Source organism: Sulfurimonas sp. ST-25, assembly GCF_048079205.1.
In the GTDB taxonomy this organism is placed as follows: Bacteria; Campylobacterota; Campylobacteria; order Campylobacterales; family Sulfurimonadaceae; genus Thiomicrolovo; species Thiomicrolovo sulfuroxydans.
Window position 1 is genome coordinate 268,723 of record NZ_CP182225.1, and the last position, 20,799, is coordinate 289,521.

Annotated in this window: 24 protein-coding genes; 7 read left to right on the forward strand and 17 right to left on the reverse strand. The window is 59.3% G+C overall.

Features of this window, described 5'->3' with window-relative positions; all coding sequences use genetic code 11:
* The first annotated feature begins 168 nt into the window (after nt 1–168).
* The 3 genes from msrA to ACM66T_RS01355 are packed head-to-tail and all read left to right on the forward strand — an operon-like array spanning nt 169 to nt 1,330.
* Nucleotides 169–699 (forward strand): peptide-methionine (S)-S-oxide reductase MsrA, encoded by a 531-nt coding sequence (msrA, locus tag ACM66T_RS01345; RefSeq protein ID WP_231019870.1) that lies wholly within the window; start codon nt 169–171, stop codon nt 697–699.
* Entirely contained in the window at nt 692–1,153 is a 462-nt protein-coding gene (locus ACM66T_RS01350; protein WP_231019872.1) for a DUF420 domain-containing protein, read from the forward strand. The genes msrA and ACM66T_RS01350 overlap by 8 nt, the downstream gene beginning before the upstream one ends.
* A gap of 3 nt (nt 1,154–1,156) precedes the next feature.
* Nucleotides 1,157–1,330 carry a hypothetical protein gene (locus tag ACM66T_RS01355; protein ID WP_231019873.1) on the forward strand — a complete coding sequence of 58 codons (174 nt, stop codon included), beginning with the start codon at nt 1,157–1,159 and terminating at the stop codon, nt 1,328–1,330.
* Nucleotides 1,331–1,333: 3 nt separating this feature from the next.
* Here ACM66T_RS01355 and ACM66T_RS01360 read toward each other — a convergent pair whose 3' ends face one another.
* From ACM66T_RS01360 to ACM66T_RS01370, 3 genes are all read right to left on the reverse strand, one after another.
* Nucleotides 1,334–1,555 carry a hypothetical protein gene (locus tag ACM66T_RS01360; protein ID WP_231019875.1) on the reverse strand — a complete coding sequence of 74 codons (222 nt, stop codon included), beginning with the start codon at nt 1,553–1,555 and terminating at the stop codon, nt 1,334–1,336.
* On the reverse strand, nt 1,552–2,205 hold the full coding sequence (locus ACM66T_RS01365) for a uroporphyrinogen-III synthase (RefSeq protein WP_231019877.1): 654 nt from the start codon (nt 2,203–2,205) through the stop codon (nt 1,552–1,554). Before ACM66T_RS01365 ends, ACM66T_RS01360 begins: the two co-directional genes overlap by 4 nt.
* A gap of 94 nt (nt 2,206–2,299) precedes the next feature.
* On the reverse strand, nt 2,300–2,716 hold the full coding sequence (locus ACM66T_RS01370; RefSeq protein ID WP_231019879.1) for a Fur family transcriptional regulator: 417 nt from the start codon (nt 2,714–2,716) through the stop codon (nt 2,300–2,302).
* A gap of 195 nt (nt 2,717–2,911) precedes the next feature.
* Here ACM66T_RS01370 and ACM66T_RS01375 point away from each other — a divergent pair, with 195 nt between their 5' ends.
* Complete coding sequence (locus ACM66T_RS01375) at nt 2,912–3,937, forward strand: cytochrome-c peroxidase (RefSeq protein ID WP_231019881.1); 1,026 nt, start codon at nt 2,912–2,914, stop codon at nt 3,935–3,937.
* 4 nt (nt 3,938–3,941) lie between these two features.
* On the opposite strand, the gene ACM66T_RS01380 is transcribed toward ACM66T_RS01375, so the two are convergent.
* The 12 genes from ACM66T_RS01380 to ACM66T_RS01435 all read right to left on the reverse strand — a co-directional run bounded on the left by ACM66T_RS01380 (nt 3,942) and on the right by ACM66T_RS01435 (nt 16,046).
* Nucleotides 3,942–4,541: a hypothetical protein gene (locus ACM66T_RS01380; RefSeq protein ID WP_416768693.1), complete on the reverse strand. Its 600-nt coding sequence runs from the start codon at nt 4,539–4,541 to the stop codon at nt 3,942–3,944.
* A gap of 66 nt (nt 4,542–4,607) precedes the next feature.
* The gene (locus ACM66T_RS01385; protein ID WP_231019885.1) at nt 4,608–5,012 is read right to left on the reverse strand and encodes a thioredoxin family protein; all 405 of its coding nucleotides are present in this window, start codon (nt 5,010–5,012) and stop codon (nt 4,608–4,610) included.
* Nucleotides 5,013–5,076: 64 nt separating this feature from the next.
* Nucleotides 5,077–6,639 carry a BatD family protein gene (locus tag ACM66T_RS01390; RefSeq protein WP_231019887.1) on the reverse strand — a complete coding sequence of 521 codons (1,563 nt, stop codon included), beginning with the start codon at nt 6,637–6,639 and terminating at the stop codon, nt 5,077–5,079.
* Nucleotides 6,614–7,489, reverse strand: coding sequence for a tetratricopeptide repeat protein (locus tag ACM66T_RS01395; protein WP_231019888.1), 876 nt, complete (start codon nt 7,487–7,489; stop codon nt 6,614–6,616). The genes ACM66T_RS01390 and ACM66T_RS01395 overlap by 26 nt, the downstream gene beginning before the upstream one ends.
* Complete coding sequence (locus tag ACM66T_RS01400; RefSeq protein ID WP_231019890.1) at nt 7,482–8,453, reverse strand: vWA domain-containing protein; 972 nt, start codon at nt 8,451–8,453, stop codon at nt 7,482–7,484. The genes ACM66T_RS01395 and ACM66T_RS01400 overlap by 8 nt, the downstream gene beginning before the upstream one ends.
* Complete coding sequence (locus tag ACM66T_RS01405; RefSeq protein ID WP_416768694.1) at nt 8,443–9,339, reverse strand: vWA domain-containing protein; 897 nt, start codon at nt 9,337–9,339, stop codon at nt 8,443–8,445. Before ACM66T_RS01405 ends, ACM66T_RS01400 begins: the two co-directional genes overlap by 11 nt.
* Entirely contained in the window at nt 9,332–9,724 is a 393-nt protein-coding gene (locus tag ACM66T_RS01410; RefSeq protein ID WP_231019894.1) for a hypothetical protein, read from the reverse strand. The genes ACM66T_RS01405 and ACM66T_RS01410 overlap by 8 nt, the downstream gene beginning before the upstream one ends.
* A gap of 3 nt (nt 9,725–9,727) precedes the next feature.
* On the reverse strand, nt 9,728–10,561 hold the full coding sequence (locus tag ACM66T_RS01415) for a DUF58 domain-containing protein (protein ID WP_231019896.1): 834 nt from the start codon (nt 10,559–10,561) through the stop codon (nt 9,728–9,730).
* 9 nt (nt 10,562–10,570) lie between these two features.
* Complete coding sequence (locus ACM66T_RS01420; protein WP_231019898.1) at nt 10,571–11,518, reverse strand: AAA family ATPase; 948 nt, start codon at nt 11,516–11,518, stop codon at nt 10,571–10,573.
* Between the two features lie 129 nt (nt 11,519–11,647).
* Nucleotides 11,648–13,942 (reverse strand): efflux RND transporter permease subunit, encoded by a 2,295-nt coding sequence (locus ACM66T_RS01425; protein WP_231019900.1) that lies wholly within the window; start codon nt 13,940–13,942, stop codon nt 11,648–11,650.
* Nucleotides 13,943–14,043: 101 nt separating this feature from the next.
* The gene (locus ACM66T_RS01430) at nt 14,044–15,297 is read right to left on the reverse strand and encodes a hypothetical protein (RefSeq protein WP_231019902.1); all 1,254 of its coding nucleotides are present in this window, start codon (nt 15,295–15,297) and stop codon (nt 14,044–14,046) included.
* On the reverse strand, nt 15,294–16,046 hold the full coding sequence (locus ACM66T_RS01435) for an outer membrane lipoprotein-sorting protein (protein WP_231019904.1): 753 nt from the start codon (nt 16,044–16,046) through the stop codon (nt 15,294–15,296). The genes ACM66T_RS01430 and ACM66T_RS01435 overlap by 4 nt, the downstream gene beginning before the upstream one ends.
* 92 nt (nt 16,047–16,138) lie before the next feature.
* Here ACM66T_RS01435 and ACM66T_RS01440 point away from each other — a divergent pair, with 92 nt between their 5' ends.
* The 3 genes from ACM66T_RS01440 (at nt 16,139) to ACM66T_RS01450 (ending at nt 18,528) form a co-directional block, all read left to right on the forward strand.
* Entirely contained in the window at nt 16,139–16,756 is a 618-nt protein-coding gene (locus tag ACM66T_RS01440) for a TetR/AcrR family transcriptional regulator (protein WP_416768695.1), read from the forward strand.
* An 84-nt stretch (nt 16,757–16,840) separates the two neighbouring features.
* Entirely contained in the window at nt 16,841–17,185 is a 345-nt protein-coding gene (locus tag ACM66T_RS01445) for a hypothetical protein (RefSeq protein WP_231019908.1), read from the forward strand.
* Nucleotides 17,186–17,622: 437 nt separating this feature from the next.
* On the forward strand, nt 17,623–18,528 hold the full coding sequence (locus ACM66T_RS01450) for a hypothetical protein (RefSeq protein WP_231019910.1): 906 nt from the start codon (nt 17,623–17,625) through the stop codon (nt 18,526–18,528).
* A 154-nt stretch (nt 18,529–18,682) separates the two neighbouring features.
* Here the strand turns inward: ACM66T_RS01450 and ACM66T_RS01455 are convergent, their stop codons facing one another.
* Nucleotides 18,683–19,801, reverse strand: a complete 1,119-nt coding sequence (locus ACM66T_RS01455) for an ABC transporter permease (protein WP_231019911.1) — start codon at nt 19,799–19,801, stop codon at nt 18,683–18,685.
* Entirely contained in the window at nt 19,801–20,691 is an 891-nt protein-coding gene (locus ACM66T_RS01460; RefSeq protein WP_231019913.1) for an ABC transporter ATP-binding protein, read from the reverse strand. Before ACM66T_RS01460 ends, ACM66T_RS01455 begins: the two co-directional genes overlap by 1 nt.
* Nucleotides 20,692–20,799 lie beyond the last annotated feature (108 nt).

The following is a 20,799-nucleotide window of genomic DNA, read 5'->3' on the forward strand; positions in this document are numbered from 1 at the left end:
GCGAAGAATTTTTTAGAGTACTATATTTTATATTAATATTGTTTGTTGTAATTGAACAGAAATATAGCAATACTTATGTTCTGTAATTTTTGACGTCGCCGTTTAGATTGAAGCTATGGGGTGCCTTGAAGGTACGCTTTGGCATTATTGGGGCAAAAAAGGATGACGATGGCTAAGGAAGTAGCGCTCCTCGGGGGCGGATGTTTTTGGTGCATCGAGGCAGTCTATCGCCGGGTCAAAGGGGTCAGCAGCGCCATCAGCGGTTACGCGGGCGGCGCAACGGAGCACCCCGATTACCGTGCGGTCTGCAGCGGAACGACGGGGCACGCCGAAGTGGTCGAGGTCACTTTCGATCCCGACGTTATCTCCTTCGGGGAGATTCTCGATATTTTCTGGGTCATTCACGATCCGACGACGCTGAACCGCCAGGGCGCGGACGTCGGGACCCAGTACCGCTCGGTCATCTACTATTATAACGATGTACAGAAAGCAGAAGCGGAGGCCGCCATTGCCGCAGCACAGACCGGTTTTTCCGACCCGATCGTGACGGAACTCTCCCCGGCTCCGACGTTCTATCCGGCAGAAGCGTACCACCAGAACTATTTCGACCTCAATCCCCAGCAGGGATACTGCCAGGTCGTGATCGCGCCGAAGGTGCAGAAATTTATGCGGACGTTCCAGGAGAAGATTGATGTTTGAGGCAGGTTTTCTGGGGACGCGCGCCCTCTGGTTTATGGACATCGTCACCCTGTGGTTTGCAGCGTTGCCGTTCTTGATGGGCGGGGCGATCCTTCTGATTAAAGGCGGGTATGAAAAGGGGCACAAACGTGCACAGACGCTGCTCTTCGCGGTCACGCTGGCGATGGTCGTGCTTTTCGAAGTCGGGGTGCGCTTTACCGGCGGCTTTGTCGCCTACGCGGAAGAGAGCGGCGTGGAGTTCTCCTCGCTGGCGGTGTTCCTGGCGGTGCATGTGCTGATCGCCGTCGCCGCCGTCGCCGGGTGGGCATGGCTGCTGATCGACGCCCTGCGAAGCTACAGTGGCAGTGAAACGGTGGCCGCCACGCACAAGCGCAACGGTGTGATCGTGTTCTCGGGGATGACTGTCACATCGCTGATGGGTGTGACGATCTACGGCATGCTTTTTATGACCTAGCGGATGTGTTTCGTCGTTTTTATCGTCGTCGGTGCCTTCGCCGTGTCACTGCTGACACACGGACAGCTGCTCTACGGGGTGGCCGCCGGGGCCGTCTCCCTCTTTTTCCTTTTCTTCTCGGTACGCAAGCTCATCAAGAACGGACCCTGTCTCTTCGGCAAACGCAGAGACTGCTAGCGCTCAGAGCCGCCCCTGTTTGACAAGGGAGAGGACCATGGCCAGCGAATAGCCGTCGTTCTCATACCCGTCTTCGATGCAGGATTCGCATTTGTTGCCCAGTTCGCACTCGCTGTGGTTGAGCATCGCGTCGACGCTCTCCCAGCCATGTGACTTGATGCATTCGGCAATCGCCTTCATATCCATCGAATTACAGACGCAGATCATGCGGTCGGTGTCGATCATACTTGCTCCTTTGCCAGCTCTTTTGCGAGGGTGATGCAGGCCGCGACGGTCGGTTCGGGGGCGATGTGGACCTTCTGGCCGGGAAGGCTCTTTTCCGTCGTGCTGCCGATGGCGACGACGGTCTGGGTCTGGGCCAGGACAAAGCGGCGCTGAAAGCACTGCAGTGCAGAAGGCGAGGTAAAGATCAGTATGCTGTCGTCGGGAATTGCAATGTCTATTTTATCGGCCCGACAGAGGGTCTCATAGACCACGGCCTCCTCCACGGCGACCCCCTCGTCGCGCAGCCGGGAGGCGAAGTCCGACGCGACGACCCGGGGGCGTGCATAGAGCCAGCGGAAACGGGGGAAACGCTCCCGGATAAGTGCGTACAGCATCTCGCCATACCCCTTCACCGTTCCGGCAACCGTGCCGCCGAGTGCCTCCACGCGCTGCTGCGTTCCCTTCCCGACGCAGAGCACAGGCACGCTTTTCCACTCCGGGGCGATCTTTTCCAGGGCATCGACGCCATTTTTCGAGGTAAAGATGATGCCGTCGATCCGTGAAAGATCGACTTCGGGCCGCAGCCATGCCGTTTCCAGGATCGGCAGATGGGTAATGTCGGGATCATCGGAGGGGGTCACAGAAAGAAGATAGATGGGCCGTATTGTCATAGATGGATTATAACCAACTCCCGGTGGATGTCGGGAGAAGGAGACGCTTTGAATGAAGGTAGGGAAAGTATAGTAAAGAAAAGTTACTAAACTGTTAACGCTTTTTCTGGCACGCCGGGCAGATGCCCCGCAGCACGATATCGCTGCTCTGGATGCTGTAGCCGCTGACGGCTTCGGCGTGCGCTCTGATCTGCTCCGTATCGAAGGAAAAATCTTCGATCTTCCCGCATTCGCTGCAGTGCAGGTGCAGGTGCGGCTCTTTTCGGATCTCGAAAACACTCTTGCTCTCGGGGACTTTCACCTCTTCGAGCAGTCCGTTTTCCGTCATTATGGCAATATTCTTGTACACCGTCGCCAGTGAAACGTTCGGATACGCTTCTTTTACCTCCTGGTAAAGCATATCGATGTTCAGGTGGCCGAAGGTGTTGAGGCTTTCGACGATCTTGAGCCGCTGCGGGGTCACCTTGAGGTGGTGGTTCCGCAGGTTCGTGGCTATGAGTTCTTTATTCATAGTAGCATTAAAGCACCAAAAAGGTAAAAGTCGAAATAATAGTAGCAAGAAGGCGGCGTTTATTATTTTCCATTAAGTAAAAGTAGTTTGTTTATTTAAGGAAAAAAATTATCGTTTACAGGTAGAATTTCCCCATTACATGAATTTGGAACCTTCGCATTTCTGCCGGAGGATTGAATAATCAAGGAGAGAAAAATGTTTAAAAAAATTGCGTTGACAGCATGTGTCCTGGCTTCTGCCGCATCCGCGGAGACACTGGCCGATCAGGCCAAGGCGATGGGTCTCGCCCCTATTCCGAAAAGCACGACCGAACTCTATAAGCTCATCGACAATCCGAAGAACCCGATGAATGCCCAGAAGGTTGAGCTCGGCAAACAGCTCTTCTTCGACCCTCGCCTTTCAAAGAGCGAAATCATCAGCTGTAACACCTGCCACAACCTCGCCACCGGCGGTGTGGACGGCGTGCCGGCGGCGATCGGCCACAACTGGGCACACAACCCGCACCACCTGAACTCTCCGTCGGTCTACAACGCCGTATTCGCTGAGAAACAGTTCTGGGACGGCCGCAGCCCGGACCTCGAAGACCAGGCGCAGGGACCGATGCAGGCGGCCCCGGAGATGGCGGCCAAACCCGAACACGTTGCCGCCGTCGTCAACGCCATCCCTGCATACGTCGCGGCGTTCCGCCACGCCTACAATGACCAGAAGATGGTCCCGACCTTCAAGGACATCGCGGATGTGATCGCCTCCTTCGAGCGCACACTGGTCACGCCGTCACGCTTCGACGAGTACCTGCGCGGCTGTGACAAAGCACTCTCCAAAGAGGAGAAGGCCGGTCTGCAGACCTTCATTGACAAAGGGTGCGTGAGCTGTCACACCGGCGTGGCTGTCGGCGGCGGTATGCAGCCGTTCCCGCTGATGGGCAAGTTCAAGTACATGGGCGTCGGCGATTTCAAAGGCGATGCGAACGGGATGGTCAAGGTTCCGACGCTGCGCAACGTTGAAGAGACAGCGCCTTATTTCCACAACGGTACGGTCTGGAGCCTGAAAGAGGCGATCAAGATCATGGGCGAGACTCAGCTGGGTGTCAAACTGACCGACGCAGAGACGGAGAGCATCGAGACGTTCCTCAAATCGCTGACGGGCGAGAAGCCGGTCGTCGAGTACCCGGTCCTGCCGGCCCGCACGGCGACAACACCGTTGCCGGATTCCGGCAAATAACCCTCTAGCGGCCGGCCAGCGCCAGCCGCACCATCAACTCCCCCTTCTTCTCATAAACATCAAGCTGTGCCGCAAGTGCAAGACGCCGTCTGCGTATGATCCCCTCCATGGTATGAAAGACATGAAAATATTCCGGTGTAAACGCTGTCTGGATATAGCGCAGCCGTTTGGCCGCGACCAGGGTGACGAGGGCGCCGGCCGCGCTGTAATAGAGGCTTTTGTTGACCGTACGTTGCAGGCGGTAGTCGCGCATCAGCAGCAGGTTGGTGCGCAGGACCGACCGGGCTTCGGCGGGGTGTGAAAGGGAGCCGTCCAGCCGGCGGAGCTCCTCATCCAGCCTGGCCGCTTTTTCACTGCGGAGTCGCGCGGCCTCCGTCTGGGCCGTCGGGCAGTGTGCCGCGATGACCCGGAGCAGCTCCTCGTCGCTGTAGTGCTTCCGGTCGGGGGTATAGGTATAGTTTTGCGACGAGGTGTAGTCGTGGTCGAGGGCGAGCAGGAGTGAGACGGCGAAGGGGATGTAACGGTATTTGTCCTCTTTTTTCCTGTCGAAGACGATGCCGCTGTGGGAGATGAGCGGCTTGGGGCCGGCGTAGGTTAATTTCATCCTCTCTCCTTGGGGCGCGTTGGCAACAGTGTACCACCCTTTGGTAACGGCTCGCGCTGCGCGGCGCTACCGAAATTGGGGGTTGTCGTCGATGACGCTGTGCAGGGTCTCCAGGAAGTGGGAGGGCGGTTTCCCTCCGACGACCTGCTCAATGATCTCGTCTTTCTCGGCGTCGAGGAAGGTAAAAACGGGACTGGCGGTGACCCGGTATTTTGGGGGCAGGCTCTCATGGTCGTTCCAGATATCGGCGGCGATGAAGTGGGCTTCGATGTATGCGGCGACCTCCGGGTCCGTGAAGACATCCTTTTGCATAAAGCTGCGGACTTTGCATCGGGGCCTTGTGAGGAAGAGCATCAGCGGTTTGTGGGCGAGTTTTGCGGCCCGTACCGCCTCAACGTACCCGGTGTACCAGACGATATTGGCGTGCAGGATGCCGTAAAACAGGAAAAGAGCCGGAAGTATCAGGCGCATAAGGTCTCCTCCGAAAACACTCCATTATAGCAGAGCGCACGCCGGAAACCTGTACAAAATTGCGTCAGATTAAGGCGACATCCTCCCCGGTCTGACCGCCGAAATAGTCCGCCAGTGCTTTGCGGTCGACGGCATGGTCGGCGCCGCGGTAGAGGTTGGCCTCCAACTGGGCCAGGGCGTCGTCGATCGGTTTGGCGCTCCCCTTGAGCGGCAGCAGCAGTTCGAAGAGGGTGCGGTCGCTTTTGGCGGCTTTGACCCGTTTGACCATCGGGGGGAGTTCCCTCTTTTTCGGGAGACGGTCGCGGCCGCGCAGCAGCAGTAGCCAGAAGGACAGGACGCCCGCGGCCGCTCCGGCGGCGAAGATGCCCAGGGCTTCAAAGGGGCTGAAACGGCTGCCGTCCGGTACCGTAGGCGTCTGCACGGCCGCCGCTTTCGAGGGGGCGGCCGTTTCGACATGCGGGGCCGCCGCGGCTGCCGGTACCGGTGCCGCGCCCTTGACTTTGATAAAGAAAGGCGGGGTCTGCAGGGTCGCCGGTTGCGCGGTTTTGGCATCAAAATAGCGGAAGGATTGCGGCGTGACGGTGAGGTCGCGGTCCGGGATAATGGCGATGGTCTGGTCAAAGGTGCCGAAGTATTTGCCGTCTTGAAGCGTGCTGGTCGTTTTCGGGTCGTTGGCGTAGACGATGGCGTGGGCGAAGTGCGGGTCGAATTTGGGGATGTCCTCGACGTTGCCGTTGCCTTCGATATGGATGTGGAGGTTGACCGGCTTGTTGGCGTCCACGGACGCTTTATCAATGTCGGCGTGCATCGTGAAACGGCCGTAGACCTCCAGCCCCTGCGGCAAAGCGGTGACATGCAGGGTCTCCTGTTCGGAGTAGACTTTGCGGTACTGCATCCGCGCCGCGCCGAAGAAGGGGTCGTTGAAGAAGGGATCGCCGCTCATGCCGCCGCGGCCGGTGCTGACCTTGGTGCCGATCTGGGCGAAAATGGCGGGGATTTCGAGGTCCCCGCTCTGCTGCGGAAAGAGCAGGTAGCGGTAGGACTGGGTGATGTACCCTTCGCTGTCGGCGGAACGTTCGGCCTGGGTGTTGATGCGTTTGATCCAGAAGTGCTCAAGGGTCGGTTCGCTGATGCGGATGTCGTCGATGCGCTCCCCGGGCAGGTATTTGAAGACCAGGTCGAGTTCGACCGGCTCGCCGACATAGGCATCCTCTTTGGAGAGGTGCAACAGCATCTGCACGGGCGCTCCCTTCGCTGCTGCCTGGGGAGCGACAACCTTGACATGCAGGGGGAGGGTGTGTTCGACCGTGCCGTCAACGGTGATGTCGAGGGCGGGGATGGCAGTGTCCTCCGTCGGGGTAAAGACGAGCCGCTGTTCGACGGCGCGCGTTGTTCGGCCGTTCACGATGGAGATGTTGCGGCTCGTGCCGCGGCTCTGGATGGGGTAGCCTGCGATCTCCGTCAGCGCCGGGAAGCGGATATCGTCGCCGGTGGCGCTGAGTGTCAGGGTGACCGGGTCGCCGCGGGTGACGGCGGGGTTGTCGACGGTGGCGGTCACCGCCGCGAAAAGCGGCAGCCCTACAAGCAACAGTGCCAGGATCTTACCAAGGGGTCGTTTCGTCATCATGGGGTTCTCCTTTGCCCGATAGCGGGATCATCAGTGTTTTGATGCCGCGCTTGTCGAGCATCTGGTTGTATTTGCGCTCTTCCATATCGCTGATGGGGTCGGCCATGGCGGCCTGCTGTTTGTCTGTTTCGGGGCTTTCCGGTGCTTCTTCCGGCTGCCTGACAGCCTCTTGCTGTTGTTCGTCCTGCTGGCCGTTTTTCTGCTGTGCCTCTTGTTGTTGCTTCTCGCGTTCTCCGTCCGCTTGTTTCTCCTGCTCCTCCTGCTTCTGTTCGCCCTTCTCCTGTTGCCGGTCTTCTTTTTGCTGCTGATCTTCACCCTTTGAGGCGTCGTCCTGGCTCTTTTGGTCCTTGTTCTCTTGATCACCCTGTTGCTTCTGCTTGTTTTGCTGCTGATCATTCTGCTTGGATTGGTTCTGGTCGTTTGACTGGTTCTGTTTGTCCTCTTTTTGCTGCTCCTGCTCTTTCTGTTTTTTCAGGAGATCGAGGTTGTACTGCGTATCGTCGTCTTTGCCGAGTTTCAGCGCCTCCTCGTAGGCCTTGATCGCTTCATCGGTTTTGCCGAGGTTCGCGAGGCTGTTCCCGAGGTTGTGCAGCGCTTTTTGTTTGAGCTCTGGAGCATGGATCTGCGCGAAAACGCCGGCGGCCTCTTTGTAGTGCTGCTGCTTGTAAAGGGCGTCGCCGTAGTTGAAGCGCGCGGCATCGTTCTTCTCCTGCAGCGCGCCGTACCCCTGGGCGGCCGCGGCGTAATCGCCTCCCTTGTAGGCCGATGCGGCGTTGGAGAGGGTATGGAAATCCGTCACCCCGGCATGGAGCACTCCCGCGGCAAGGCAGGGCAGAAGGTATCTAAGCATGGCGTCTCCTTCGCTGCGGCAGGGAGTAGAGGGCCATCAGCAGCAGGAGAACGCCGCCGCCTAGCGGCCAGACGAAGAGTTCCTGAAGATCGCGGATGACGTCGTTCTTTTCCCTGCGCGGTGTGAAGCGGGACTTCAGCGCATCGGCAAGGGCTTTGATGTCGTTGTGTTTGAGGGAGTAGGGCAAATAGGCGCCGCCGCTTTGCAGGGCGAGGGCTTTGACGTCGTCGTTGCGGCGGACGACGACGATGTCGCCGTGCTTGTCCGTCATGGCCCCCTGGCCGGTCGGGATGACCCCGCCCTTCTCCGTGCCGATATTGTAGAGGAAGACGACGATGTTGTGGGCTTTGGCGTATGCGATCTCTTTGTCGAAATCGCTGCCGTCTCCGCCGTCGGTAAAGAGCAGCAGCGCTTTTTTGTTGCTCCCCTCCAGGAGGGTGTCGGTCTGCTGCAGGGCCTGGAGCAGGTCGGTGCCGCGCAGGCTGATGGAGTCGGTATTCATGTTCGATACGAGGTAGCGCAGGGTCGCAAAATCCTCGGTCAGCGGCGAGACCATGAAGGCCCGGGCGCTGAACCCGATCACCCCGATACGGGTGCCGTTGACATCCCCGAGCAGGGCATCGAATTTCCGCTTCGCCAGGGCGAGACGGCTGGGGTAGACGTCGTTGGCGAACATGGAGCGGGAGAGGTCGAACCCGACGATGAGGTCGATCGTACTGCTCTGGACCTTGATCTCGCCGTTGTCAATGACCGGCCGGGCGAGGGCGACGATAAAGAGGGCTGCCGCGGCGAGCAGCAGGGCGCTGCGCAGCCACTGCGGCACGATGGAGGTGCGCTGCAGCAGCAGTTTCAGCACCTCCGGGGCAAAGGTGTTCCGGGCCGCTTTGCGCGGTGCAAACAGCAGCAGCGCGAGCGGGACGAGGACGATCAGCAAGAAAAGCAGGTGCGGCTGTTCAAAGTGCATGGCCTCTCCTTCGCATGACGGCATAAAGCACGAGCAGCAGCAGCGCCGCGCCGAGGGGGTACTGGAAGTAGTAGTGTTTCTTGACGTACTTGTCCGCCTTGATCTCGCTCTTCTCCAGGGTGTCGATCTCGTCGTAGATCCGCTTGAGCCGCTCGACACTGCCCGCCTCGTAGAATTTCCCGCCCGTCTCCCGGGCGATCTTTCGGAGTACCTCCGGATTGTAGTCCCCGCGGCCGCCGACGCCGATGACGTAGACTTTGATGCCGTGCTTGACGGCGCTCTGGATGGCGACGTCGAGGGGGACCTGGGAGGTGTTGTCGATCCCGTCGGTGAGCAAAATGGCGATCTTCTCCTTGGCGTCGGAGGATTTAAAGAGTTTGGTGCTCATAAAGAGCGCCTCGTAGAGCGCCGTGCGCTGCATGCCGGCGATGCCGACGTCGACCTTGGAGAGCAGCTGCCCCAGGCTCTGCTTGTCATAGGTCAGCGGCATGGCGACGTAGGCGAAGTCGGCGAAGAGGGTCAGGGCGAGCTTGTCATGGGCGCGCTTGTCGATGAAGTCGAGGACGATCTTTTTGACGATGCCGAATTTGTCCATCTGCCGCATGGAGCCGCTGGCGTCGAGGACGAGGGAGAGCTCGTACCCCTCGTCGTTGTTGACGACGACTTCATTCTGGCGGATCGGCGAGGCGAGGGCGAGGGCAAGCAGGGCGAAAACGAGGAGTTTGATCCCCCGGGTGAGCCAGCCGCTCCGGGCGGAGAGGGTGCGCAGCAGCGCCGTGTCGGGGAAGAGCATCTGCTGCGTTTTGGCCCGGCAGAGGGCCTCGCAGAGGAAAAAGAGGGCGATCAGTCCCAGCGCCCAGGGGTACTCCAGCGTCCACTCACCCACGGCGCGCCTCCTTGATGAAATCGTGCAGCTTCGTCTCGAGCGCGGCGTCCAGGGGGGGAACGCTTTTTTGGTACTTGTAGGGTTCAAGCTCCGAGAGCAGCGCCCGGAAGGTCGGCATCGTCTCCGGTGTCGCCACGAAGTGCCCCAGCAGGCTGAAGTCGTAGACGGCGCTTTTCGTGTCGCTGAAATCCAGCGCCTGCAGCCGTTTCAGCGCCTCGGAACGTTTGGGGTCTCCTCCTTTGCGGCGCTGTTTGAGCAGCCAGAAGAGCAGGAGAGCCGTCAGGAGGATGCCGGCCGCGACAAGGGCAGTGAGCAGCCAGAGCGAGTGGTCGGGGACGGCGACAATGGGCTTGATGTCTTTGAGCGGGAGGGTCTGTCCTGGCATCGCCTACCTCCTGAACAGCGCGGAGAGCTTCACGAAGGGCTCTTCGTCGGTGTAGAGTTTCGTTGCGGTGATGCGGTGGGAGGCGAGGTGCTCGACGAGGGCCTTGTCCCGCGCCTCCAGGGCATCACGGTAGCGTGCGGCGAGGGCGGGGGAGAGTTCCAGGGTCGTGCCCGCCATGCTCTGGGCGTCGAGCAGGCCGATCTCGCCGGAGAGCGCGGGGTTCTCCTCGAAGCGATCGCGAACGATGATGGCGTAGACCTCGTGGCGGGCGAGCAGTGAGAGGTCGATGTCGTCGCCGTAGAAGTCGCCGATCAGGAAGATGAGCGAACGCTGGCGGACGCGGCCGTTGAGGTGGTCGACGAGCGCGGCAAAATCGACGCGCTTGCCCAGCGGGTCGCGGCCCAGTACCTCGGGGACGGTGACATGCAGGGAGCCCAGGGCGCGGGTCGGCGGCAGGAAGAACTCCTCTTTGTCGCTGAAGACAAGGGTGGAGACGCGGTCGTCGTTTTTCAGCGCGGAGTAGGAGATGAGTGAGAGGGCTTCGGCCATCACCTCCTGCTTGAAACGCTGCGAGCCGAAAAAGATGCTGCCGCTCTCCAAGAAGACGCAGACGATGTTGAGTTCGCGCTCCTCGTTGAAGACGTTGACGAAGGGGCGCTGCTCCCTTGCCGTCACCTTCCAGTTGAGGGTCCGCACGTCATCGCCGATGGTGTACTCTTTAAGTTCGGCGAAGTCCAGCCCGTTGCCCGCGAAGATGCTGGGGTTGCCCCCGGCGTTGCTGCCGAAGATGTTGCGGCGGGTACGGATCAGGATCTCTTCGCTCTTGTGCGCCAGCACTCTCACGCCTTAGGGGAGCTTGATCGTCTGCATGATCGTGCCGATGAGGTCGTCGGCGGTGACACCGGCGGCTTCGGCCCGGTAGTTCAGCACCATGCGGTGGCGCAGGACGCCCCGCACCGTGTCGGCGACATCAAGGGGGGTGACGAAGTCGTTACCGCGCAGATAGGCGCGGGCCTTGGCGGCCTTGTAGAGGTTGATGGAGGCCCGGGGGCTCGCACCGTATTCGAGGTATTGCGCGATCTCGCCGACCCCGTACTTCTCCGGCTCGCGGGTGGCGAAGATGATCTTCATCATATAGCGGGTGACGGCCTCGTCGACATGAACGTTTTGCACTTCGTCGCGCATGGCGAGGATGTCGTCGGCACCGGCGACCTGCAATATAGCCCCGACGCTGCGGTTAGCGATGCGATCGACGATCTGCATCTCCTCCTCGAAGCTGTTGTAGTCGACGAGGACCTTGAGCATGAAACGGTCGAGCTGTGCCTCGGGGAGGCGGTAGGTCCCCTCCTGTTCGACGGGGTTCTGGGTCGCGAGGACGAGGAAGGGATCGCTCAGTTTGAAGGTCTCGTCGCCGATGGTGATCTGGTGCTCCTGCATCACCTCCAGCAGGGCCGACTGCACCTTCGCCGGGGCGCGGTTGATCTCGTCGGCGAGGAGCAGGTGGGTAAAGGCGGGACCCATCTTGACCTTGAACGCGCCGTTGCGCTGGTCGTACATTTCGGTCCCGACGATGTCGCTGGGGAGCAGGTCGGGGGTGAACTGTACCCGTTTGAAATCCAGTCCCAGCGCCTTGGCCAGGGAGTTGATGGCCGTCGTCTTCGCCAGCCCCGGCACCCCCTCGACGAGAATGTGGCCGTCGGTGATGAGGCCGATCAGCAGCGCGTCGATGAGCGCCTCCTGTCCGACCATCACCTTGGCGATTTCGGTCTTGATGGCGTGGATTTTCTCGTTCATGTTTTCCCATCCTCGGATCGTGTGATACGCAATCATATTCGGACGGGGTAAATCGGGTGTAAATCCATATATAACAATTGGTAAATCGTGGCAGCGGTGTTGCGCGGCGTAGCGCCCCTCCGCTGTTCGTCAGGCGATGAGGCTGCGTTTGCCGCTGTCGGCGAGACTCAGCCAGGCGGGGAGCATCAGCAGATCGATGACGACGGCGATCACGAGGGCAGACGCCGTGACGATCCCGAAGTTGACGTTGGGGACGAAGTCGCTCAGCGCGAAGATCATAAAGGCCGCGCTGAGGATGAGGGTGGTAAAGACGATCGCTTTGCCCGCATAGTGGTAGACGTAGGCAAGCGCCGCTTCGAAGCTTTCGCCCTCACGCCGCGCTTCGCGGTATTTGACGAGGAAGTGGATGGTGTCGTCCACCGCGACGCCGATAATGATGGCTCCGGAGACCGCCACGCCGAGGTCGATGGTGATCCCCAGCCACCCCATGACCCCGACGACGAGGGCGATGGGCAGCACGTTGGGGATGATAAAGAGGGGGATCATGCGGAGGTTCCTGAAGATCAGCATCATCATCAGGGAGACTGCCGCGATGGCGAGCAGGATTGATTCGACAAGGGTGTCCGTAACGTCGTGCTGCATATGCGCGAACATCTCCGTCTGACCGTTGACCTGGGCGCGGTAGGGGGTCTGCGCCCACCAATCCTCGACCCACTGCATCATCTCCAGGTCGAGGGAGGTGTCAACGATGTCCACGGACGCGGTAACCCGCAGCTGCCGTTCGTCGACGTCCATGCGGTCGTTTATTTCCATTCCCTGGGGCAGGGAAAGGGAGTAGAGCAGCAGATACTGGGCGATCAGGTTGCGCCCGTCCGGTACGGTCGGGCTGCCGGTCATGACGTCGTTGAACTTTTCGACGACGTCGACGAGGGAGGTGGTGTGGCGCACCGCCGGATACTGCGCTTTGAACGCCTCGGTAAAGCGGGCGACGGTCCGCATGAATTCGGGCGATTTGATGCCGTCCTTCTCCCCCGAATCCACGACGATCTCGTAGGCCATCGGTCCGGTGAGGTTGCGCTGCACGAAGGTCACCGTCTCCCGGAAGGGGACGTGCTCTTTGAAGTAGCGCACCGTGTTCGAGTCGACCTTTACCCAGGCGATCCCGATGCCGATCAGCGTAAAGAGCAGCAGGCTGCCAAGGAGGATACGACGGTCATGGCGTATGATGAAACGGGCGCTCCGCAGCGAGAGCGCGTCATGGCTTTCGGACTCCTCCTCTTCGCTCCGCGCCACTTTAGGGTTGAGGATCGCCAGCATGGCCGGGACGAAAAGGATCGTCAGCACAAAGGCGAGCAGCGCGGCGGTTGCCGTCGCGATGCCCAGAGTCTTGACGGGAATGACCTGGGAAACGGCCAGGGAAGCGAACCCGACGGCGGTTGTCAGCGAGGTCAGCAGGGTCGGCAGAAAGTTCTTCCGTACGCTGAAACGGATCGCGTCATGGTTGCCCATGCCCCGCCGCCGGCCGACGAGGTAGATCCAGAAGAGGTGCATCGCGTCGGCGATCCCGATGGCGACGACGAAGACGGGGAGATTGGCGGTGAAGTTGTTGAGCCGGTAGCCCAGCAGTACCTGCACCGCCAGGACGATGAGGAAGGTGAAGATGACGACGGAGAGACTCAGCAGCATCCCCGAGGGGCGGCGGAAAATAAACCACAACAGGACCATCGCGATCAGCAGCACGAAGGGGGTGAAGGTCTTGACGTCGTGTTCGCCGAGGGTGATGAAGGCCATGTTGAGAATCGGGCCGCCGCCCAGGTGGAAGGTGTAGCCGCTGGCCGCCTCTTTGGCCACGATCGCTTCGCCCGCCGCCTTGAGCCGCGCCGAGACTTCGGGGTCGTCCCCGGCTTTGGGGGTGAGGCGCGCGGCGATCATCGTCGTTTTCATGTCGGCGCTGACGATCCGCCCCACGATCATCTCCTCGCCCGCGGCGATGCGCGCCTTATCGGCCAGCTGTTCGGGGGATAGGGCGGCGGGGTCGTCGATGAAGTCCTCCACGATGACGTCGTCGGGATACGCCGGGTCGCTGTGTACGTACTGGTAATTGGTCAGCGAATCGACCCGGGCAATGTCCGTCGTCTGCCAGAGCGCCTCGGTGATCCGCTTGACGACGCCCAGCGCTTTGGGGTTGAAAACGCCCTCATCGTCGCGGAACATGATAAGGAGGGCATCGTCGTTGCCGAAGACGGAACGGAAGGTGTCGTACTGCTTGAGGATCGGCGAGTCCTCGCCGAACCAGATGCGATAGCTTCCCTCGAACTGCAGGTAGCGCAGCTGCGAGGCCAGGGCCAGGGTGATGAGCGGGATCAGCAGCGCGGCCCACCAGCGGAAACGGATGATGCCGTCAACGAATCGGTCGATACTCATAGAGCGTCCTTATGTCAGTTTACGAAAATGCCGAAAGCATTTTTGTGCTTTAGTGCCATAGCGGCAAGCGTAGATGGATGGGACTTTGTTCCAGACATCGTTCAAAAGTAATACCCAAATTTGGCGGTGATGCTTTGAAAACGGCCGAGCATATGGAACGCCGTCATCGTGTTTTTCGAGGGTTCGATATAGCGGTAGTCGATATTGAGTTTGAAACTGTCGAAAAGCCGGGTCTCGTACTCGGCATAGTAGCTCTGCTCGTCGTACTCCAGGTCCGCGACCACCCCGCCGACGAGCGAGGCGCTGTTGACGTCGTTCAGGCTGACGCGCAGACCGAGGAAAAGGTCGTTTTGGAAGACTTCGAAGAGGTCGAGGTCCGTATACTTGCCCTTTTCCGTCGTCTCATAGCGGTAGTACTCCGCCAGCAGGCCGAGGTCCGCTTCACCGTACACCTGCACGATGGTGTGTTCCACCCCGGCGGCAATGTGATAGTAGTCGGAGATATGGTCATCGTCAATGACGTCGGTATACAGGGCCTCAAGTTTGAAGAGGGTGTCGCCGACGACGAGGGTATCGTAGGTCATCACCTTGTTGACGCGGTAGGCGTACTCGGCCAGGGGGACCGTATAGGTATAGGTGATGAGGTCGATCGGCGTAATCACGGGATCGCCCGCCAGGAAATAGCGCTGCGAATCGTAGCCGCGCTGCACGATCACGGCATAATCGAGGGGGTATTCGGTTTCCGTCGAACCGCCCAGACGCAGGTAGTAGGTCGGGAGGGTGTTCGACTCGCTGGTCTGGAGCGTCGCGTCGTATTGCACCTCGGGCGGGAAGAAGTAGAAGGCATAAGGGGGCTTGGCCATTTTCTGATTCTCCTCGGCGAATTTGACGATCAGGGAAAGGGATCCGGTGTCGGTGTAGTGGGTCAGCGCCGCGTTCCAGACGCCGATCTTGTCCTCTTCGAAGAGGCCGTTGCGCAGGTCCACGGGGTTAAAGCCGTCGACGATATTGCGTACCTCGAGTGCCCCCCAGAAGCGGAGGCTCCGCCCCGCCATCAGCTGGTTGTTGCCCAGGTCCAACGTGCCGTAGAGCTCGTCGACGCGAAGGAAGCTCCGGCCCGTCTGCTCCTCTTTTGCCAGCAGGTCATAGTAGTCCTGCTGGGCGTTGAGCCGTGTCACCGCGCGGAAATCCTCATAGGTGTATTCGGCCTCAAAGGAACCCAGCAGGGTGGTGCCGGTGTCATGCTTGCCGCTTTGGCGGAGAAGAAAGGCATCGCCCTGCAGGCTGACATTGCCGCGGATGTCGACATCCGCCGCCAGCGGCAGGGTGATGAGCAGGGGCAGCAGCCGTCTCACTGCTTGAGGACCCGTTTGTGGAAATCTTTGTCCGTCAGGCCCGTATCGATCTTTTCGTGTTTCCAGACGAGGATCGTCTCTTTGTCGTTTTGGTGGTTGGTCATAACGATCTTGCCGATACGCCACACTCCTCCCTCGTTGCGGTAGTCACTGAAGCGGGCTGTCTTCAGCAGCGCCTTTTTGCGGTCGTAGTAGTCCACCCGCACGATCACGTAGGTTTCCGGATTGATCCAGCTCACCTGTTTGGTATAGCCGGAGTCTTTCTCTTTGGGGAAGCGGACGGTCTTGTAGTAGGATTTTCCCTCGAGCTCCACCGTCTCCGCATCGCCCCCGTAGGTGTACTTTTCGATATTGAACGCGCTGAGGTCCTCGTAGCTGAATTCGCTGCCCATGAAGGAGCCGGACTTGTTCCGCGAGGCGATCCGCTTGACCCGTTTGAGGGCGGGGAGGTAGAGCCACTGGTCGTCGTCGCGGTCGAAATGTTCGTAGTTGAGGAACTTGGTCCCCTTGACGTCCGCCGGGGTGAGGAACTCCATCAGTGATTTGTCCCCCTCTTTGCCTTCGAGTACCTTCATCAGCATCGTGCGTTCGCGGGTCTGGCCGTTGGCGTTGATGAGCGTCATCTGCATTTCGCTGACGGCATCGTGGAAGCCGCTGAGTGCGGCATCGGTTTTTTTCGCCAGGTCGTAGTCGCTGATCGCCCAGGTGTTCAGGGTAATAAGCAGGAGTAGCGGTAAGCATTTTTGCATGGGAATTCCTCCGTTTTCGGTTGATGTTGACAATGTTAACATAGTAATGTGACCGTTGTCAACACCAAGGGGGATTTTGTTATACTTTTGAAATGAACCAGGATGAAAAGCGGCCGTACCACCACGGCAATGTGAAAGAATCGGCGATTGAAACGGCCCTGGAGATGCTGGAGAGCGAGGGGCTAGAAGCCATCACCCTGCGGGAGCTCTCTGCGCGTATCGGGGCGTCACGGACGGCGATCTACCGCCATTTCGAGAACAAAGAGGCACTGATCCGCGAGGTCATCCTGAGCGGTTTCGAACGTTTTGACGCCTTTTTTATCGATATTTTTGCAAAGGCGGAAGTGGATGTGTTGGCCCGCTTCACGATGATGGGGCGTGCCTACCTCGCCTTTGCCGTGAACAACCCGCAGCTCTACCGCGTGCTTTTCGGCCCGACGGTCCGCCAGGAGCGCGAAGAGGTCTGCGACCTTGAGGATGCGGAGAAGGCGACGGGGTTTCATGCGCTGGTGCATCTGATCGAAGCGGGACAGCATGAAGGGGTGTTTAAAAAAGGTGATCCCTTCTTGCTGGCGGCGACGGTCTGGTCGACGGTACACGGACTGGCCTCCCTGATCATCGACGGGCACCTGGTGATCAGCGACAACATCGATGCGATCTTCGAGGCGGGGAACCGCACGCTGCTCGAGGGGCTGAAAGCGGAAGGCTAGGATGCATCGGGTGCATTTCGTGCTACACTGTTGCTACGTTCGCGTTTTACAATGCATAGATAACGAAGCGGCAAAGGAGATACGATGACGCTGATAGATATCTTTACGGACCATGTAGTCAACTGTAAAAGTCTCAAGGATTATGTCGAGATCCGCAAAACCATCCACGAACGGGGCGAATTCAATGACCAGACGCTGATTCAGGCCGAAGAAGACCTGCAGCGGCTGCGCAAGGAACACCCGGAGATCTACGCGGGGATGTATGAGGTCCTCTATGAGATCATGCGCCGCGACGAGGGGCACTATTACGAATACCCCATCAACTTCATCCGCCAGATCCTGCGTATCTATCAAGACGGCATCCCGGCTGAGAAAGTCCTTGCCGCGTACCGCGGTGAACTCAACCACCACTACCGCGACGCCTGCTGACGCGCGTCGGCCCTCCAAAAAAAACAACTCAAAAAATTATAGTGTTCGGAAAAACCGGCGGGGGACCCCGCCGTGCGAATTAGCGCACTGAAGTGTAGCGTGTCGTACGTGCAGGAACGTTCTGTACTGTGGCGCCGATGGCGGTCGTTCCCCATCCCAGACCCAGGCTCGGCAGACGGTAGTAGAACATAGTCATGATCACTCCTTTAAGTTGAACAAAACCAATTGTAAAAAGCAAACGTAGCACCGGCGTAGCAAAATGAAAAAAATGTACATTTTTTTTTCGGAGCAGGGTTCGGCGGCATCCGAGGCCGCTGAAACGGTGTGCAGAGAGGCAAAAGCGCCCCGGAAAGTATCACAAATGTATCACTTTCTTCATGCAATCTTCATTTTCGCGCGTCATAGTGGTTGTCACCATATCACCACAAGGATCCGAGATGAAATCGACTTCTCTTGCACTTTCGGCGCTTATTGCCGGCCTAATCTTTGCCGCCTGCGGAAGCTCGGGGAGCAGCACCAACACGGCGATGGCGAGCATCACCGGGACCGTACCGGGAACCCTGATCGAAGCTTTCTGCGAGGACGGCAGCTATTACGCTGTCAACTCCACCGACAACGGTACGTCCCAGCACCCCTTCGAGATCGAAGTCCCCCAGAATGTCAGCTGCCGCCTGGTGATGACGACCAACGAGAATACGCCGGACGCTTCCGTCGTGACGCTGCTGACCCTTAACGGCAGTACCCTCTTCGAAGTGAACGCGTCCGCCATTGCACTGGGCTATATCGACCTGCCGATGGATCGTACCGGTTACGACGATGATAACAACGGCGTCTCCGACGATCTCTTCAACGTCGTCACGCCCGAAGGCGCCGTTATCTCCGTCGAACTCACCGACGACCCGATGGACAGCGACCACGACGGCGTTATCGACCTCTACGACGATGATGACGACAACGACGGTCTCAAGGATGATGTCGATCCGGATGACGACGGCGACGGTATTCCCGACAGCGAGGACGAGGATAGTATCAATGACTTCGACCATGACGGTATCAACAACGATGCCGACATTGACGACGACAACGACCAGAGCGTCGACGCCGATGACAGCGACGACGACAACGACGGCATCGATGATGACGTGGACAGCGACGACGATAATGACGGAATCGACGACAGCAACGATCCCGACCAGCTCAACGACACCGATCATGACGGCCTGACCGATGAATACGACGATGATGACGATAACGACGGTATTCCTGACGATGAGGACCCGGATGATGATAACGACGGCGTTGACGACAACGAAAGCGACGGCCAGGAAGTCACCCTCGCCTAACCCCTGAAGGCCCCTTGGCAAAGGCGGCATCGGCAGCACGGCTGCCGGCTTCTACAAGCACGCCACGCTTCTGAACCTCCCTTTTCTTTCAACCACAGATCATAGACATGTATGCAGTGACAACGCCCGACAGCACAAAACCGGCCGACTGTTCTTACAGCAGGGAGCGTCTGAATTTTAGGATGCTCAGCCCGATGAAGAGCACGGCGAATCCGCCCAGCGCCGCGAAAGAGCGCCAGAGGTCGGCGATGAGGGTGTGTTTGATGAGCAATCCCCGGATGATTTCGACGAAGTAGGTAAAGGGGATGGCGTAGCAGAGCGGCCGGATGTAGTCGGGGACGGCTTCAAGGGGGAAGATGAGGCCGCTGAGCATCACGGAAGGGATAATGATGAAGATCGCGAGGAACATCGCCTGCTGCTGGGTCTGCGACACGAGCGAGATCAGCACTCCAAGCGCGATCATGACGGCGACATAGATGACGGCGAGCAGGGCGAGATAGAGGTGGGACGTCGCCTCTGGCAGGTCGAAGAGCAGCCACCCCAGCTCCAGGATGAGGTAGAAGTCGATCAGGGCGATGATGACGTAGGGGATGATTTTGCCGAAGACGAAGGCGCTTTTGCTGATGGGGGTGGCGAGGAGCTGCTCCAGGGTCTGTTTCTCCCGCTCGCGCACGACGGTGATCCCCGTGAGAATGAGCGCGATCTGCATGATGAGCACCCCGATGATGCCGGGGAGGAAGAACCAGGTCTCTTTCTCGTCGGGATTGAAAAGCACGACGGTATCCATGATGAAGGGCTCCGGGGCAATGACGGTCGGCGGCGCGTTCTCGTCGAGGAAATACATGTCGTTCGTCACCCCTTCGTCTGTGGCGGCGGAGGAGTTGTACTTCATCGCCGTCGTCAGGGAGGGCATCGTGCCGTCGACGTAGAAGGTGATGTGGGGCTGGCGGTTCTCGCTGAGGTCGGCGGAGAAGTTGCCGTCGATCAAGAGGCCCGCCTCGGCCCGCCCGGAACGGATCTCCTCGATGATCGCCGCTTTGTCCGCAACCGGGTAGAGCTTGAAGTAGCCGTCGCTCCAGAGTCCCGTTTTGATGAGGTTGCTGAAAAAGGAGCGGTCGTTGTCGACGTAGGCCATCGCGACGTTTTTGGGCTCGAGTTTGAGGGCGAGGCCGAACAGCACGAGGAAGATGACGGGCATGACGACAATCAGGGCGATCAGCCTCGGGTCGCGGCGTAGCTGGGTCAGCTCCTTCTTGATCATCGCCCCAACCATTACCGTCGCTCCTGGGTGAGGGCCATAAAGACATCCTCGAGGTTTGGTTCGGTTTCATAGACGGCGGCATCGGGCGCGAAGGGCGCGATGAGCGCATCGATGGCCTCCCGGCCCATTTCCGGCATCGTCATAAGGCGCAGTTCACCGCCGAACTGGTTGACGAGACGGATCCCCGGATGCCTTTCGGCGGCGGCGACCAGGGCGGGGTCGTAGTCGACGCGCACGGCAAAGACGCGGACATCCCCCAGTTCGGATTTGATGGCAGAGGGTGCGCCTTCGGCGATCATCCGCCCGTGGTCGAGAATGGCGATGCGGCGGCAGCGCTGTGCCTCTTCCATGTAGTGGGTCGTGACAAAGAGGGTTTTCCCCGCGGCCGCCAGCGTGTAGAAGTCGTCCCAGAGCTGCTTGCGGGTGACGGGGTCGATGCCGGCCGTCGGTTCGTCGAGGAAGAGGACGTCGGGGTCGTGGGCGAGGGCGCAGGCGAGGGCAAGGCGCCGTTTCATCCCGCCCGAGAGGGTTCCGGCACGTTTGTTCCGGTACGTGCTCAAAGCGTAGCGTTCGAGCAGCGCATCGAGCCGTTCTGCGTCATGTACATCATACATGCTTGCGTAGAAACGGAGGTTCTCGATGACACTGAGCTCTTCGTACTGTCCGAACGACTGGGCAACATAGCCGAAGCGGCGTTTGGCCTTTTGCACGGGCTTCCCGTCGATGCGCACGGTGCCGTCGTCGGGGGTGATCAGGCCGCAGAGCATCCGCATCGTCGTCGTTTTGCCCGCGGCGTTGGGCCCCAGCAGTCCGAAGATCTCGCCGCGGGGGATATGAAATCCGACATCATCGACGGCCATGGTGCTGTTGAAACGTTTGCGCAGATGTTCGGCCTCGATCACAGTCCTGCTCCTTCGGGGGTCCTATCCGGTAGTATACATCACATTCGGTGTATAGAGATTTGAACTAAGTTCATTTTTAGAAATATAGTTCTAGTATTCAAATATGAT